This window comes from Moritella sp. F3 (genome assembly GCF_015082335.1).
Lineage (GTDB): Bacteria > Pseudomonadota > Gammaproteobacteria > Enterobacterales > Moritellaceae > Moritella.
Genome location: NZ_BLRL01000001.1, coordinates 75,673 through 91,036, shown reverse-complemented (window position 1 = coordinate 91,036; position 15,364 = coordinate 75,673). Strand labels below are relative to the sequence as shown.

13 protein-coding genes are annotated in these 15,364 nt (G+C 37.3%); 8 read left to right on the top strand and 5 right to left on the bottom strand.

Annotated elements, in window-relative coordinates; all coding sequences use genetic code 11:
• The first annotated feature begins 677 nt into the window (after positions 1 to 677).
• Positions 678 to 1,556, top strand: a complete 879-nt coding sequence (locus JFU56_RS00420; protein ID WP_198435325.1) for a DMT family transporter — start codon at positions 678 to 680, stop codon at positions 1,554 to 1,556.
• A 67-nt stretch (positions 1,557 to 1,623) separates the two neighbouring features.
• Here JFU56_RS00420 and JFU56_RS00415 read toward each other — a convergent pair whose 3' ends face one another.
• Positions 1,624 to 2,550, bottom strand: a complete 927-nt coding sequence (locus tag JFU56_RS00415; RefSeq protein ID WP_198435324.1) for a bestrophin family protein — start codon at positions 2,548 to 2,550, stop codon at positions 1,624 to 1,626.
• A 572-nt stretch (positions 2,551 to 3,122) separates the two neighbouring features.
• On the opposite strand from JFU56_RS00415, the gene JFU56_RS00410 reads away from it, so the two are divergent.
• Entirely contained in the window at positions 3,123 to 4,016 is an 894-nt protein-coding gene (locus JFU56_RS00410) for a polysaccharide lyase (RefSeq protein ID WP_198435323.1), read from the top strand.
• Positions 4,017 to 4,645: 629 nt separating this feature from the next.
• Positions 4,646 to 5,617, top strand: a complete 972-nt coding sequence (locus JFU56_RS00405; RefSeq protein ID WP_198435322.1) for a polysaccharide lyase — start codon at positions 4,646 to 4,648, stop codon at positions 5,615 to 5,617.
• Between the two features lie 69 nt (positions 5,618 to 5,686).
• Here the strand turns inward: JFU56_RS00405 and JFU56_RS00400 are convergent, their stop codons facing one another.
• Both JFU56_RS00400 and JFU56_RS00395 read right to left on the bottom strand, forming a co-directional pair.
• Positions 5,687 to 6,388, bottom strand: coding sequence for an oxidative stress defense protein (locus JFU56_RS00400; RefSeq protein ID WP_198435321.1), 702 nt, complete (start codon positions 6,386 to 6,388; stop codon positions 5,687 to 5,689).
• Between the two features lie 108 nt (positions 6,389 to 6,496).
• The gene (locus JFU56_RS00395; RefSeq protein ID WP_198435320.1) at positions 6,497 to 8,128 is read right to left on the bottom strand and encodes a bifunctional diguanylate cyclase/phosphodiesterase; all 1,632 of its coding nucleotides are present in this window, start codon (positions 8,126 to 8,128) and stop codon (positions 6,497 to 6,499) included.
• A 375-nt stretch (positions 8,129 to 8,503) separates the two neighbouring features.
• Between JFU56_RS00395 and JFU56_RS00390 the strand changes: the two genes are divergently transcribed.
• Positions 8,504 to 8,872 (top strand): PilZ domain-containing protein, encoded by a 369-nt coding sequence (locus JFU56_RS00390; protein ID WP_198435319.1) that lies wholly within the window; start codon positions 8,504 to 8,506, stop codon positions 8,870 to 8,872.
• A gap of 97 nt (positions 8,873 to 8,969) precedes the next feature.
• Positions 8,970 to 9,239, top strand: a complete 270-nt coding sequence (locus tag JFU56_RS00385) for an Lpp/OprI family alanine-zipper lipoprotein (RefSeq protein ID WP_374221016.1) — start codon at positions 8,970 to 8,972, stop codon at positions 9,237 to 9,239.
• 85 nt (positions 9,240 to 9,324) lie between these two features.
• On the opposite strand, the gene JFU56_RS00380 is transcribed toward JFU56_RS00385, so the two are convergent.
• Both JFU56_RS00380 and JFU56_RS00375 read right to left on the bottom strand, forming a co-directional pair.
• Positions 9,325 to 10,248, bottom strand: coding sequence for a L,D-transpeptidase family protein (locus JFU56_RS00380; RefSeq protein ID WP_198435318.1), 924 nt, complete (start codon positions 10,246 to 10,248; stop codon positions 9,325 to 9,327).
• A gap of 59 nt (positions 10,249 to 10,307) precedes the next feature.
• Positions 10,308 to 11,303 (bottom strand): trypsin-like serine protease, encoded by a 996-nt coding sequence (locus tag JFU56_RS00375; protein WP_198435317.1) that lies wholly within the window; start codon positions 11,301 to 11,303, stop codon positions 10,308 to 10,310.
• A gap of 309 nt (positions 11,304 to 11,612) precedes the next feature.
• Here JFU56_RS00375 and JFU56_RS00370 point away from each other — a divergent pair, with 309 nt between their 5' ends.
• The 3 genes from JFU56_RS00370 (at position 11,613) to JFU56_RS00360 (ending at position 15,350) form a co-directional block, all read left to right on the top strand.
• Entirely contained in the window at positions 11,613 to 12,446 is an 834-nt protein-coding gene (locus JFU56_RS00370) for a Tim44 domain-containing protein (protein WP_198435316.1), read from the top strand.
• A 177-nt stretch (positions 12,447 to 12,623) separates the two neighbouring features.
• On the top strand, positions 12,624 to 13,163 hold the full coding sequence (locus JFU56_RS00365) for a DUF2058 domain-containing protein (RefSeq protein WP_198435315.1): 540 nt from the start codon (positions 12,624 to 12,626) through the stop codon (positions 13,161 to 13,163).
• A 225-nt stretch (positions 13,164 to 13,388) separates the two neighbouring features.
• Positions 13,389 to 15,350 (top strand): AAA family ATPase, encoded by a 1,962-nt coding sequence (locus tag JFU56_RS00360; RefSeq protein ID WP_242065776.1) that lies wholly within the window; start codon positions 13,389 to 13,391, stop codon positions 15,348 to 15,350.
• Positions 15,351 to 15,364: the final 14 nt, after the last annotated feature.

The following is a 15,364-nucleotide window of genomic DNA, read 5'->3' as shown; positions in this document are numbered from 1 at the left end:
GAAATTAGGACTGTTCACACAACCAATTATGCTCAATCTATTTTAGCCCCCTATTTTTGATTTTTGGCTATGATTACCCATCAGGATTAATAGAATCTACACAGCACGCCTATCAATTTCAAATAATCACTCTTTTAATATTAAAATTCAACAGCTTAGAGTATTTATTTTTATTTTAAATGAATGTATTTAAGCTGTTCTTCATCTATATACTGCCAGATATTAATAAAACCCCCACTATTTAAGGCGTTAATTATAACTTTACTATTCATACGACTCGTTAGTGGCTAAATTTAGAACACCAATATAGCTGTATATACATACAGGTAGATTTAATATGTCGTAAAAACACGACCTTAAATTCACCATTCAATTACAAAATCTGATTTAATACTTATAATACAACAGCTTACAATCGTCATTTTAAAGTTGACGAGAACACTAAAGCGCGATCTAATGAAGCTTATTTTAGATTAATAGGAGTGAATACCGTGCGATTATTACTAGTTGGTAAAAAACTAAGTGTGGCACTTATTAATGTCTGATGCGATCTTCATCCATAATCAACTAAGCAAATATAATTCATTAAATATAGCGCCTACAATGGGAAGTTGAAAAGAATGGCGTTAAAATACGGATCTAATCATGACCAACTAAAACTTACTTCTAGGAACATAATGTTAAAAAGCCATAAAGCCGACTCTATATTGGTTATCACTACCTTACTCGCATCTGCCGGCTGGATATTTTCTAGTGAAGCTATTCAAGGGTTACCCAGTGCAGGTTTCATCGGTTTAAGGTTTATTCTTGCGTCATTATTATTACTGCCTTTTTGTTATCGAGGTCTGTTATCGTTAGATCGTAAAACGTTACTTCAAGCTTCAACCGTTGGCTGCTTTCTTGGCGCTGCAATATTACTTTGGATATATGCCATATCGATCAGTGACTCATTAGGTGAAGGTGCCTTTATCATGAGTTTGTCTATGCTGTTAGTACCTATTGTTGCTTGGTTATTATTTAAAAATAGACCTCCTCGTATGTTTTGGTTTTCATTACCCTTCGCGATTTCAGGTTTGATATTCTTATCTCAAGGTAGTGTTTGGTCGTTATCAGGTAGCCAAATCTGGTTTGCAATTGCAGCATTCATGTTAGCTATTCAGTTTAATCTAAACAGTCACTTTTCTCAAAAGATACCAACTCTAGTACTTACCTGTATTCAATTATTTGTTACTGGTCTTTTAGGTATTACCGTTTCATTACTCACCGAAAATTGGCCAGAATTAATCGGTATTGAAACCTGGGGTTGGTTAGCGATGAGTGTATTTATTGCAACGAGCTTACGCTATGCATTACAAACTGCAGGTCAAAAAAATACTACCACGGCAAATGCGGCGATCATTATGATTTTAGAACCAGTGTGGACTGTAATTTTAAGCATGCTTTGGTACGGTGAAACGATGGGAATGACAAAATTGATAGGTTGTTGCTTAATATTGTTTTCACTGTTGATTTATCGCGTGGGTCCTAAATATTTATTGAAAATGAAAACAGCTTAGCTTGCTAATTTACAGTGCTTACTCTCAATAATTATAGAAAGTAAGTACTATAAATTATAGAGAATACCTATTCTATTAAATGAGATTTAGGTTTAATAGGCTCGGGTAAGTCAGTTTCCCCCATCAATTCCAAAAGACTAATTTCTAATGAGCGAGTCATTGCGTGCAGTGGTAAGTCATTAGAAGATAAACCAAATGGTTTTTCTAACTCTTCACTTAATGCATCTAATCCAAAAAATGTATACGCGACTATTGCACAAAATAGTGGTGTGGCAAATCCTTGAGACGCAACAAGTCCAAAGGGTAATATGATGCAATATAAATAAGATGTACGTTGAACAAGTAATCTATATGCAAATGGTAATGGCGTATTATCGATTCGTTCACATGCAGCTTGCACACTTGTCATCGATGTAATGTGTTCATCGATACTTTGAACTAGAAAATCAGACAATAATTTTTTATGTCTACATGTACCAAGTTTTGCCCCCATCAAGCGCAATATCGAATCTGGAATGTTATAGGATTTCTTAAGATAATCGATATCTTCTTGTTCTAGAAATTTTCGTATATCATCCCAAGGTTCTGTTTTGCGTAGATGATGTCGCAATGCATGATTAAAAGCGATGGTCAGATTAACTAATCGCTTTTGCATTAACTCACCACCCTCTTTATTACTATCTATAAATGAATGTACTTGTCTCGCTAAACTACGAGAATCGACTATTAACTGCCCCCATTGTTTTCTAGCCTCCCACCAACGTTCATAACATGCATTATTACGGAAACCTAAAAACAAGGATAATGCCACACCTAAAAGGGTAAATGGTGCAATCGTATAAGTTGGAAATATAATAGGGAAATTGTATTGTGCAACCGCGACCAAGGTACTGAGTAACGCAATAAATAATATTTGTGGAAATACCAGCGGAATAATAGAACCTTCTAGAATAAAAAATAATTTAAATACACTTGGTTTATCACGGATAATCATTTGATGCCTTCTATGTTAGCGGGTGACATACTGAATATTAGCGTACTCCTGTAGAAATACACGTAAGTCAGTGGTAAATGCCTGCCTATTTTTAGCCATCCATTATATTTATTTTTAAATGATTGTTAATACCCTTGCTTGGTAAATGACAAATACCACGTGGTAATAATGCATTATTACCACGTGACAAAGCCGTATTTTTATACAGTGTAAAGCACCTCCATTTACAAACATACCTTGAATTTATTCATTTCAATGCCACTTAGCCCGCTCCAACTCAATTTATAACGTTTATCTAGTGGTATAAAACGGTGAAGGAAATAGCATATTTATAGTTAAAAACACATTGCTATTTATATAAATCACTTCCAGTAGCACATAAGTGAGATATAACACTATAAAGTTGAATTATTTTAAAAATAATTTTAGCCCTTTTAGGGTCAATCACTTAGAAGTCCAAACCAAGGACTTACAAACATAAAACATAAAAACGCTCACTTAGCGAGCTTGCTCCGTACAAAAAACGACGGTAACATGCTTGAAAATTAAACGATGACGAGTTAGGAGTTCATTTGAAAAAATTATTACTTTGCATATTTACAGGTACATTTTTAGTTGCGTGCGGTGGTTCTTCATCAACTGATGAAAATCCTCAAACAGGCCCACTTGATCCGAGTCAAATTCATGACGTTGTACCCAATGTTGATTATAACAACGCGCAAGGTATCATCGATAGTATCGATTTCGAAAACCAGCAGAATGGTGAATATACTTCATCAATGTTTAATTCAGATTTTAATAATGAATGGGGCGACGTTACTGGTAGAGCAAATATCATCACGATGGATGGTTCAAACAAGTTAGCGGTAACTCACCCAAAAGGTACTTACAAAAAAGGGATAAATGCAGGTAAGGAGCTAACCGAGCATAACGAATTGTATTTCTCATACCAGATTAATTTTGGTAAAGACTATGACTTTTCGATGGGCGGTAAATTGCCAGGACTTGCAGGTTTAAACCCGAATGTTAATGACAAACCCGATGGCTGTTCAACAGTAGGTAAAGACGAGGGCTTTAGCTTACGCTCAATGTTCCGTGAAAATGGCCGGGCAATTGGTTACTTCTATCATCAGGATAAGACCAAAGATTGCGGTGATGAAATTGATTATCAACATGAAGGTAAAAACTTTTCATTCAAACGTGAAAAGACATATCTTATCGAACAGTATGTGAAAATGAACGACGCTAATCAAGCCAATGGTATTGTCACTATTTACGTCAATGGTTTTAAAGTCCTTGAACGTAAGAATATGACATTTTCTGAAAACGGTATACATGCAATCAATTACCAATATACCCAGCTATGGCATGGTGGTAATAATGATGATTGGGCTGTAGATCGTGATTCAACAGCTTACTTAGATCACTTTACGCTAAGTACAGAACCACTGAGTTATTCTAAATAATCTGGTTATTAATTAGAGATCAGGCCTTGCTGTTGCGAGGCCTGATTTTTATGCGCTATGTTAACGGGTGACATTCTGAATGTTAGGGCTGTTCTGTAAAATATGTATATATCAATCGTAAATGTCAGTCTATTTTTAAACATCATTTATTTTGTTTTTTTGTCTTTAAATAATTATTAATCTGCCCTACTTCGTAAATGACAAATAGCACACGATAAGAATGTATTATCCCCACCTGTAAACGCCGTATTTTTATACAATGCAAAGTTCCCTAGCCTCCCAAAGGTACCCTTTGGACTTACTCATTTTAATATCACTTTGTATGTTTAGATTCGATTTATAAGGTTTTTTTTGTGATATACAACGACGGATAAAAATAGCGTATTGAATGCTATCAACCCACACCCATTTATATAAATCACTTCCGGTAGCACATAAATGAGATATAACACTATAAAATGAAATTATTTTTTAAATAATTTTAGCCCTTTTAACGTCAATTACTTAGAAGTCTAAACCAAGGACTTACAAACATAAAACACAATAAACGCTCGTTTTACGAACTTGCACAGTACGAAAAACGACGGTAGCATGCCTAAAAATTAAACAACGACGAATTAGGAGTTCATTTGAAAAAGTTATTACTTTGCATATTTACAGGTACATTTTTAGTTGCATGTGGCGGTTCTTCATCAAGTGGTGACAACGCTCAAACAGATCCATTACCGACTCCAGATCCATTGCCACTTCCGGTTCCAGATCCGGATCCATCTCCGCTTCCAGATCCTAGTCCAACAGATCCAAGTCAGATTCACGACGTTGTACCAAATGTTGATTATAACAATGCGCAAGGTATCATCGATAGTATCGATTTCGAGAACCAGCAGAATGGTGAATATACTTCATCAATGTTTAATTCAGATTTTAAGAACGAATGGGGAAGCGTTACTGATAACGCCAGAGCAAATATCATCACGATGGATGGCTCAAATAAGTTAGCGGTAACTCATCCAAAAGGTAAGTTCAAAGAAGGAATAACTGCAGGAAAGGAACTAACTGAATATAACGAATTGTATTTCTCATACCAAATTAATTTTGGTAAAGACTATGACTTTTCGATGGGCGGTAAAATGCCAGGACTTGCAGGTTTAAATCCAGCAGTGAAGGAAAAGCCCGATGGTTGTTCAACTGTAGGTGAAGACGAAGGTTTTAGCTTACGTTCAATGTTCCGTGAAGATGGCCGGGCAATTGGTTACTTCTACCATCAAGATAAGACCAAGACATGTGGTGATGAAATTGATTATCAACATGAAGGTAAAAACTTTTCATTCAAGCGTGAAAAAACATACCTTATCGAACAGTATGTGAAAATGAACGACGCTCATCAAGCAAATGGTATTGTGACTATTTACGTAAATGGTTTTAAAGTACTTGAGCGTAAAGACATGACATTTTCTGAAAGCGGTATACATGCAATCAATTACCAATTTACCCAGCTATGGCATGGTGGTAATGATAATAAATGGGCTGTAGATCGTGATTCAACAGCTTACTTAGATCACTTTACACTAAGTACAGGGCCACTGAGTTATTCTAAATAATCTGGTGATAAATAATATATCAGGCCTTCTATTGCAAGGCCTGATTTTTTACATCAATGGCTACGAACCTTAATCTTTAAGGCGGAATACAACATCAACCTGATCACGAATAACAATTTTTGTATCTTGATATGATGACTCAATATTAGCACTACTATCCATCGCCATCGCTCTCATCATTACAGGTCGTGATTGAGATTGACGATATGAAATCTTCCACACCCCGTCAACTTTCTCATCAAAACCGCTGGCAAGAGATTGTGCCTTTTGTTTTGCATCTTTAATTGCAGCTTGGCGAGCTTGCTCTATATACTGAGATTCATTACTGACTTTCAATTCAATGCTATTAATATTGTTAATACCATCACCAAGCGCACCATCCAAAAATTGATTTAATTTATCTAACTCACGCACTGTAACGGTGACATGCCTATTTGCACGGTAACCAATCAACTCTGGCTTGTTGTCTTTTTTATAAAGGTATTCAGGACGAAGGGAGATGTTTGAACTTTCAATATCAGTTCTCACTACACCTTCGTTTGCTAAGCGTTGGTTAAATGCTGCGATTGCGGCATCAACAGCATTCTTAGCATCTTTTGCTGTCTTACCTAGTTCTGAAACTTGAACACTAAACAGAGCCATATCTGGCGGTGTTACGATTTCTCCTATTCCTGTTGTTTCTAAATGAGGGAAACTTACATCTGCAGCCATCAAGCTTGGAGAAATAAAAGAACTCGCAGTCAAAACTGTCGCAAGTAAATATCTGTTCATAAGGATAACCTCTATTCATCATTGTTAACTATCATTGACAGTCAGACAGCCACAAATTGAAATCTATCCTTACATTATCAAATATTTATAAATAGATAGAAGAAAAGTTTAATCACTGTTTTGGTTAATGATTAACTTTTTAGCTTCTATATCAGAAAGCGCTTTATCAAAATAATAGCCTTGTGCATAATCACAACCAAGTGCTTGTAACAGATCACGCTGCGCTAATGTTTCAACACCTTCGGCAAGTACTTTTACTTCTAACACTTCCCCTAGGCCAATCACTTTACGTGCAAATTCTCGGTCTAACTTTGAATCACATATGTCAGCAATTAATGAACGATCTATTTTTAAAGTATCTAGAGATGAGCGGAGTGTTCTAACCAAGCTTAATGATGAGTAGCCGGTTCCAAAATCATCAATGGCTATGTGTAATCCAAGGTCTTTAACCGCTCTAACATTGTCTATTAGCGTCAGCATATTAGTGATAGAAGCCGTTTCAGTGACTTCAATTTCAAGTAAATGTTTAGGACAGCCAGTTTTTGCAATAATAGCTTGTAAGCGAGTAACAAAATTGGTCATTTCCAACGTTTTAAAGGATATATTAATCGCAACTCTTGGGCTGTAAACATCCATTTCTCGCCATTGAACTAGCTGTTTACAAACTTGCGAAAATACCCATAAATCAAACTCGAAATGCAGTCCTATATCTTCGGCAATACGAACAAAAACATCGGGGGCTATGTAACCTAGATCCTGATGAATCCAACGAGACAGAGCCTCAAAACCAACTAATTTATTGTTTGTAAGCTCATACTGTGGTTGATAATGTATCTTGATCAGCGAGTTTTCAATAGCCGCTGGAAACTCATCAATAATCAACTTATTCATCATCAAGTCAGGTTTAATAGTTGTTTTCGCAAAGCAATAGTGCGAGTTACTGTGTCGCTCTGATTCTCTCATTGCAGTCTCAGCAGCAATCTCCATCGCGAAATAATTATCATATTCGCTATGATCGGCGCTGACACCAATACTAATTGATTTGTTCACCATCAGATTACTGGTTAAGCATAATGGTTCTAATGACCAGTTACATAGGTTTTGGCAAATAGCCGTAATATGATCAATAAAGTCCAGTGATGATAAATAGTCTCTGTTTTCGATTAAAATACCAAAGCGGGCATTTGAAAAACGAACAACTAAGCCTTCATGCTGCAATCTAGATTGCAGGTGTTGACCAAAAACGCCAAGATATTCATCGCCTGCATCAAAGCCATAACGAAAGTTTATCGTAGAAAAGTTATCGACACTGACGACTAGCATCCGAAGGTTAAGGGGATTCGAAGTGTTGAATAAATGCGTTGCTCGAGCACTCATAGCCCATCCATTTGGTAACCCAGAAATGGGATCAATGGCTTTATTCTCAATGATTTTAAAACATAACTTAAAGGTGCTAATCTCAATTTTTTTACAATAAAATTGGACTTTTATATGATAATAATTACAGTCTACAAGTTCACCACTGTGAATTTCATCTTCAATAATACCGTTCGAATCATCAAATAAGGTATTGATATCACGACATTCACCATTAACCTTTAGGTGTAATAAACCACTGATGTTTAAATCAATAATGTCAGAAATAGTCAGATTTAATAATGCCGAAAACACTTGATTACAAGAGTTAACTTGACCGTCTTGGACGATTAAAATTGGTAAAAATGAATCTTCAATCTGCATTTATGGCCACTCGTAATTCTGACTAACTGTTAGTTGCGCCATGTTACACCATGATCTTTTAAGCAACAACTGTGTTTTTGTGACTAATAACTGTATTTTTGTAACGAAGAATTATGCCTTTATAACTAAGAGTTATGATGTTTAGTACGTGATAATAATCCACTAAGATAGTTATATTTAAATCATAAAAAACCGAAGCGTAAGCACAGGGCTCATCACGACATTAAATTATTCACTGTATCACTACAAACCGCCGTCGATTGAATGCATTTAATATAATCATAATGATAGTTAATTTTTGGGATTTAACCACCAGCCAAATGATCATTTTTAGCCTAATATATTAAGTTATATAGTTAATTAATAGGTGCGATTATGAACAATAAGCGTCAGTTTCAACGTGTGTTATTCAGCCACGATGCTTCATTAACCTGTAATGGGCATCAGTGGGAAACAAATGTAATAGATCTATCTCTGCGTGGGCTTTCTTGCACTAGACCAAGAAATGTTGTCTTTGATATAAACCAACTCATCACGTTAAGCATTCAATTATCAGCAGAACAAGTCATAATAATGGAAGCGGTTCTTATCCATAATGAAGAACATGTATTAGGTATGCGTTGTACACGTATTGATATTAACAGTATTTCTGAATTACGACGTTTGGTTCAATTAAACTTAGCCGATGATGCGTTATTACATCGAGATATAGAGCATCTGACACAGTCATTACCTGACTATTAACCCTGTATAGTGGAAAATTCCAAAACCTCTGACATACTTAACGGTGACACAAATCAAATCTGTGTGATTATTAAGACTAATCGAGAGAGGAATTTCAATGATGAATAAATTACTCATTGCTGGCGTTATCACGACAGCAGTACTACTTACAGGCTGCGCAAACAACAAGGCCGATCTTAAAGATAGTGTTGGTGGTTTGAATTCTGAAGTCAGTGAATTAACAGCCCAAGTACAATCATTACAATCAGAACAAGATGCGCTAAAATCCATGGTGCAATCAGCAACAGATGCGGCTAAACAAGCCCAAGAAGAAGCCGAACGTGCCAACATGCGTATTGACAATATAGCCGCTTCCTACAGCAAATAAACTCTCCAATGTCTTAAGTTAGATCTGCAGTATAGTGCTGTTCTACCTTAAGGCCTTTTTATATGAGTGCTATAAACATTAACTGCTAAATACTGATATTAATTGGCAATCCGTGATGGAGTAATAAGACTTTATCTATGGCCATTTTATCTACGCGATTATCAAGTTCAAGCTGTTTCAGTATGTTATTTTCATCATCATCGTTAGATAATATGTCAGAAGACAGAGGTGAATGCACCTCCAAGTAACGCTTTCCATCCGGTTCTAATGTGTACTTGATCGGTTTATTAATGATCTTAACCGGATCATTAATACTAACATTGTTAAATAACCACTCGATATCAACTGGATTCATCCGAATACACCCCGCACTAATTCGCATTCCAACCCCAAATTCTTGATTCGTACCATGAATGAGATAATTACTGTGACCATGAGCTAACCTTAACGCAAAATCACCTAACGGGTTATGTTCACCCGCATGTACAGTCGGCGGCAGCACCGTTTTGTACTTTTCTAAATATTCAGCGCGTGTTCTTGATGTCGGTGTCCAAGCTGGGTTTTTAATCTTACTTTGAATAAAGCTATCCATTTCTGGGGTTGCCCGACCTTCTCGACCGATACCAACTGGAAAAACGTGCACCTTATTAGTATTTTTAGGAAAATAATACAATCTCAGTTCTGGTAAATTAATGACTATGCCACTATGCCGGACGTTTGGCAGCAACATCCTAGTTGGTAACTCCAATATCGTGCCAGGTAAAGGAAGAAATGGATCAACGGTTGGGTTGGAGGCCATCAATGCGATCAGGCCAATATTATATTGCTGTGAAAGAGAGTGAAAATAATCACCCACTTTTACTTCATGTTGTACCCGTTCGCCAATCAGCCTTGAACCAGATTCAGGTAAAATATATTGTTGTGAATGAATACTTGGGGTATAAAAATAAAATAGCATCGCCAATACAGTAATACGGAAATGACGTCTCGATTCACTAATCGTAGGCATGCTTACACCTTTAAGTGATGTCTTATAGGATAATTATAGGCACAATAATTAAACACGTATTAAGAGCGGCGATACAACAATAATCCAGTCAGTAAAAGCAAAAGTGAATAGCCTAGGCTCCCTCCGTCCTTCTCTTCTTTAGGATAATTTGAAACATCAAAAATGTCCTGAGTAAATAAAGGATCTGGCGCTTGATAACGCCCACTCAAATCAATTGTATCCACTAACCACTTACGATAAGTACTCACTTCAGTGTAGACGTCAGGTGTATCATTCTTCGCGCATTGATCTACATGACCAAAGCTCACAACACCCGCTAATCGGTAACCAAGGTCACGATCACTAGTGGCGCTTTTATCTTGCCATATAAGTGGGCCACCGGAATCACCATTACAAGATCCCCGGTTAAAGGCATTAGCGCAAATATAATTAGCCTCCCGTCCAGTCCATCTCCAAGTGATTGCACAGCTATCATCTGAAATACCGGTAACGGCCGATTTTTGAAGTATATCAGTACTTTGATTACCATCTGTTGACGTACGTCCCCAGCCAGATAGGAGTAAGTTATTACCAATTCCAGCTTTGAATTCAATATCAGCATCGATTTGTAACCCGTTATCCATTAATTTTATCGCCTGTGCTGGAGATGCAACAGGAGCTGATAATTGCAATAATGCTATATCGTCGGTGTTGGTGACTCTACTATAACTCGGATGAACAATGAGATTAACCAATGTATTAGGAGACTGATTACCACTATTTGACCTATCGATACCACCTGAATATACCGTTACCTGACTACTATCAACTGCAGTAAATGATGATTTACTATCATTTAAGCAGTGTGCTGCTGTAACGACCCAAGTATCTGTAATTAAAGTTCCCCCGCACGCATATCTAGACCCATTTTTATCAATTTCGATATACACCTGCCATGGTAACTCTAATGCTTTACTATCCACACCACCCACGACATAAGGCATAATGTCATCGTTCGCATTAGCGCTTAATGAGAGTGATATTATTGCGGAAATTGTTATCGCTTTAGTTCGCATCAAATTAACCTCGACTAAATTACATTGCAGCGATGGCTGAGCTTTGTTTGTTATCATTTTATATAGGTAATTATAGTGCTAAGAGGGCTAAGTATGAATACATGTCACGTACTTTATTTGGATTAACTTAAAAATGGGGTGCTATAAATCGTGTTCAGATCACTTTATTAATTTAAATATCAAATCTTAGGACATTTTATGTCAACTAGTGTAAATAGTAACCAAAGACAATTGACGCACACTGCACCATTGCTATTATGCTGATTACATAAAAACGTAAATAACATATGTATTAATTGAAGGGATATAATGAAAAATATTTTAACTGTTCTAATGATGGTATTCGCTTTCTCATTAGCGGCACCTGAAGTTCACGCGAAAAAATTCGGTGGTGGTAAGTCTTTTGGTAAGAGCTACAAAACGGCGCCACAAAAACAAACGCCAGCGGCAGCTACACCAGCGAAGCAAGGAATGAGCAAAAAAGGTATGCTTGGTGGTATGTTAGGTGGTTTACTTGTTGGTGGTTTGATCGCATCTATGTTTGGTGGTGCCTTTGAGGGTTTCCAATTTATGGACATGATTATCATGGCTGGTGTTGCCTTCTTACTATTCCGCTTATTTAAAGGCATGATGCAAGCTAAAGCTGCATCACAGCAAGGCGGTCCGCAACCAGCATCAGGTCCAGCTTTTAAACAAGAAGCACAGACTGACGCAACGTTTAATTCTGCTAGCCAAGGTGGCTTCGCTGGTTCAAGTAACGATGTACCATTCAATCTACCAGCTGATTTTGATTTGACTAACTTCTTAACTGGCGCTCGTAGCCATTACAAAACGCTACAAACAGCTTGGAATGAAAACGATTTAGAAACAATTCAGGAATATGTGTCTATCGAACTGTACAATGAACTTCGTGTTCAACGTAAAGAACTTGATGGCACACAACACACAGAAGTAATGTTCCTTGATGCTGAGTTAGTTCGTGCAGAATCAACGGCATCACTTTCACAAGTGAGTGTAAAATTCAGCGGGCGTTACCGTGATAGCCACGAAGATGTAGAAGCTGACATCAACGAAGTTTGGCATTTAGAGCGTGATCTAACGCAAGCAAACGCGCCATGGTTAATTACGGGTATCGAGCAATAATTACCCCACGCGTAGAATAAGACAGTAAATAAGTTAAAAGGCGGCTAATCACCGCCTTTTTTGATCCCAGCTTTTACTTCTTCCTTCTGTATATTAACGACCAACGTTTGGCGCTAGCGAATTAAAGGCAACACTGCTATGATCCGCACATAAAACAAATCGATAGGAATTATAAACATGGCTTCACTTCAAGATCAGCTTTTAAAAGCCGGCTTAGGCGATGAAAAAAAAGCAAAAAAAATCCGTAAAGAAAAGAATAAAACAAATAAAGCCGTGCGTAAAAATCAACAAAGCGCAGATACTACTTTACAAGATGAAATCAAAGCTAAAAAAGTCGCTCAAGCGCAATTAGATGCAGAACGTAACAAAACTATTCAAGACAAGATAGAGCTAAAGTCTGAGCATGGTAAAGTGAAACAAATGATCCAGCAACTTCACATTACAGATTTTGCAGGTGAACTTTCATTTAACTATGTACTTGATAAAAAAGTTAAAACGCTCGCTGTTGACCAACCGAGCTACAATGCGTTAACCAGAGGTCAGATTGGCTTATGCGTACTTGACGGTAAGTCTTATGTTATGCCTGGTGTTGCTATCGATAAAATTAGAGCGGTAGATGAAGCTTACGTACTTGTTCTGAATGAAAATACTACAACAGAAGTTGAAGACGACGACCCGTATGCAGACTTCCAAATCCCTGACGATTTAATGTGGTAATCAAAGCCTAAGATCGTTACTAATAGCTCGCTTAAGGTCATCGTCATCAGGCTTTGCCTTAAGCGAGCTAGTCATTCCAACACTTCAGCCCTACATTATTTATGTTAACCGTATCGAATCTGGTTATTAATTCTGCTGGAAAGCCGACTATTTGATTCAAGCTGTGAATAAACCTATCTGTTTATAAGACAATCTCATATAATTTGATTATCTACCTTACAATGAGTGATAGCCTTGTTAACTGAGAAAATTACTGCTGATAAACTTGTCCCTATCTTTGATCTTGGCACCGCCTACAAACTTGAAGAGTTTGATATAGCTACGCGTGATCAATTATTTCCCCAAAATAATGAACTATTTGCACTATTTCATGAGACTTTAGCTGCTAAATTACTTGTCGTAACTGATTTTGACGGCTTTAATCACATCGAATCGTTCTCAAATATGCTTCAGCATCTACCAAATAAGCGCGCGAAATCCATTTGTTATGTTGAAGATGTAACAACAACGGGTGCTGCACACGCATTTGAAATATGGCGAGATAAGACCGACCTGTTTAAGCAACTCATTGAACAAATTATTGCTACGGGCGAATGTTCGTATAAACAGCTAAATACCTGTCTGATTAAAGATTACCCTCGTTTAGTACCTCTACTTGCGAACTTGAATGAGTTTAACGTCGAGCAATCATTTAAAATCTTAGGTGATGCGTCAAGTGATGTGAATATCATTGATGCAAGTAATTTAGACGCGACGACATTATTCGGTAACTTAGATACCTTATACCAAAATAACAGTTACGTTAGTCATGTCGCTCAATTGATACCGGGGCTGTTACATCAAGCTCATGGTGGCTATATTGCAATTAAAATCGATGAGCTACTGAATAACTCAGCCTTGTGGTATCAATTAAAATCAGTCATCAAGCAACAGTCATTAGCCTGGACGTCAAGTAATCAAGCGATACAAACTGAACTAAAACCAGATGCGGCACCGATTGACGTTAAGATTATCCTACTGGGTGACCGATTAGCGATCAGCCAAATAGCAGACGGTGACAGAGAGCTATCAAGCCTGACTAGTTCATTTATTGATTTTTCGCCTGAATTTAACATAACGGAACAAAATATAGCTCACTATATTGGTTATATTAAACTGTTGCTCACTGATGCGAATTTACTTCCTCTCTCTGGGTGTGGCCTAAAACGATTACTACAGCTTAGTAGTCGTTGGTGTGAGCATAATAATTACCTGAGTCTTAATGAATCAAAATTAAAAACACTATTAAGCTATAGCCATCAAATCGCGATCACTAACAAGCTAACATCTATTGATAGTGTGACCTTAAACACAGTGTTAACACTACAGCATGAAGCGCTTAATGGTCATATTCGTTTAAGTAATGAAGGTATTATTGAAAAACAAATTATACTTGAAACAAGCGGCAGTAAAATTGGCCAAATTAATGGCTTATCGGTTCTTGAGATAGATGGTCACCCGGAAAGTTTTGGTGAGCCAATCCGTATTACCGCGACAGGCCACCTAAATGGTGATGGCGATATCTCTGATGTTGAACGCAAGGCTGAATTGGCAGGTAACATACACGCTAAGTCTATGATGATTATTCAAGGCTTTTTCACCCATGCATTCGCTAAGCCATTGCCATTGCCGATTAGTGCCAATTTAGTATTTGAACAATCATATGGCGAAATAGACGGTGATAGTGCTGCTCTAGCTGGTACCTGCGCCCTACTCTCTGTGCTAGCGCAAAAACCGATAGCTCAAAACCTGGCCGTAACGGGTGCTATCGATCAATTTGGTACAGTACTAGCCGTTGGCGGTATTAACGAAAAACTAGAAGGCTTTTTGCGGATCTGTGAATTAAACGGTCAAACAGATATGGGGGTTCTGATCCCAGCAGCAAATACCATCAACCTAAACTTAAGTGATAAAGTTGTCGAGGCAGTAAATAACCAGCAGCTCGCCATCTACCCTGTCACGCATATCGAACAAGCCATTGAACTATTAATGGACATTAACGCGGGTAAAATAGATGAAGAAGGTAGTCTCTACTACATCATTCAGCAACTCGCAGATGAAAACGAAGATAAATTAGATAGCGATGAAGCTGGTTTCGTCAACAAACTTACACAATTATGCGCTAGAATCATTGGTAAACAGGGATGATACAACTGATTGGA

Bases quoted from the DNA above. Each gene is read 5' to 3' on its own strand.
- JFU56_RS00415 (WP_198435324.1), bottom strand. From the start codon at position 2,550: ATGATTATCCGTGATAAACCAAGTGTATTTAAATTATTTTTTATTCTA.
- JFU56_RS00390 (WP_198435319.1), top strand. From the start codon at position 8,504: ATGAACAATAAGCGTCAGTTTCAACGTGTGTTATTCAGCCACGATGCT.
- JFU56_RS00370 (WP_198435316.1), top strand. From the start codon at position 11,613: ATGAAAAATATTTTAACTGTTCTAATGATGGTATTCGCTTTCTCATTA.
- JFU56_RS00395 (WP_198435320.1), bottom strand. From the start codon at position 8,128: ATGCAGATTGAAGATTCATTTTTACCAATTTTAATCGTCCAAGACGGT.
- JFU56_RS00400 (WP_198435321.1), bottom strand. From the start codon at position 6,388: ATGAACAGATATTTACTTGCGACAGTTTTGACTGCGAGTTCTTTTATT.
- JFU56_RS00420 (WP_198435325.1), top strand. From the start codon at position 678: ATGTTAAAAAGCCATAAAGCCGACTCTATATTGGTTATCACTACCTTA.
- JFU56_RS00380 (WP_198435318.1), bottom strand. From the start codon at position 10,248: ATGCCTACGATTAGTGAATCGAGACGTCATTTCCGTATTACTGTATTG.
- JFU56_RS00375 (WP_198435317.1), bottom strand. From the start codon at position 11,303: ATGCGAACTAAAGCGATAACAATTTCCGCAATAATATCACTCTCATTA.
- JFU56_RS00385 (WP_374221016.1), top strand. From the start codon at position 8,970: ATGATGAATAAATTACTCATTGCTGGCGTTATCACGACAGCAGTACTA.
- JFU56_RS00365 (WP_198435315.1), top strand. From the start codon at position 12,624: ATGGCTTCACTTCAAGATCAGCTTTTAAAAGCCGGCTTAGGCGATGAA.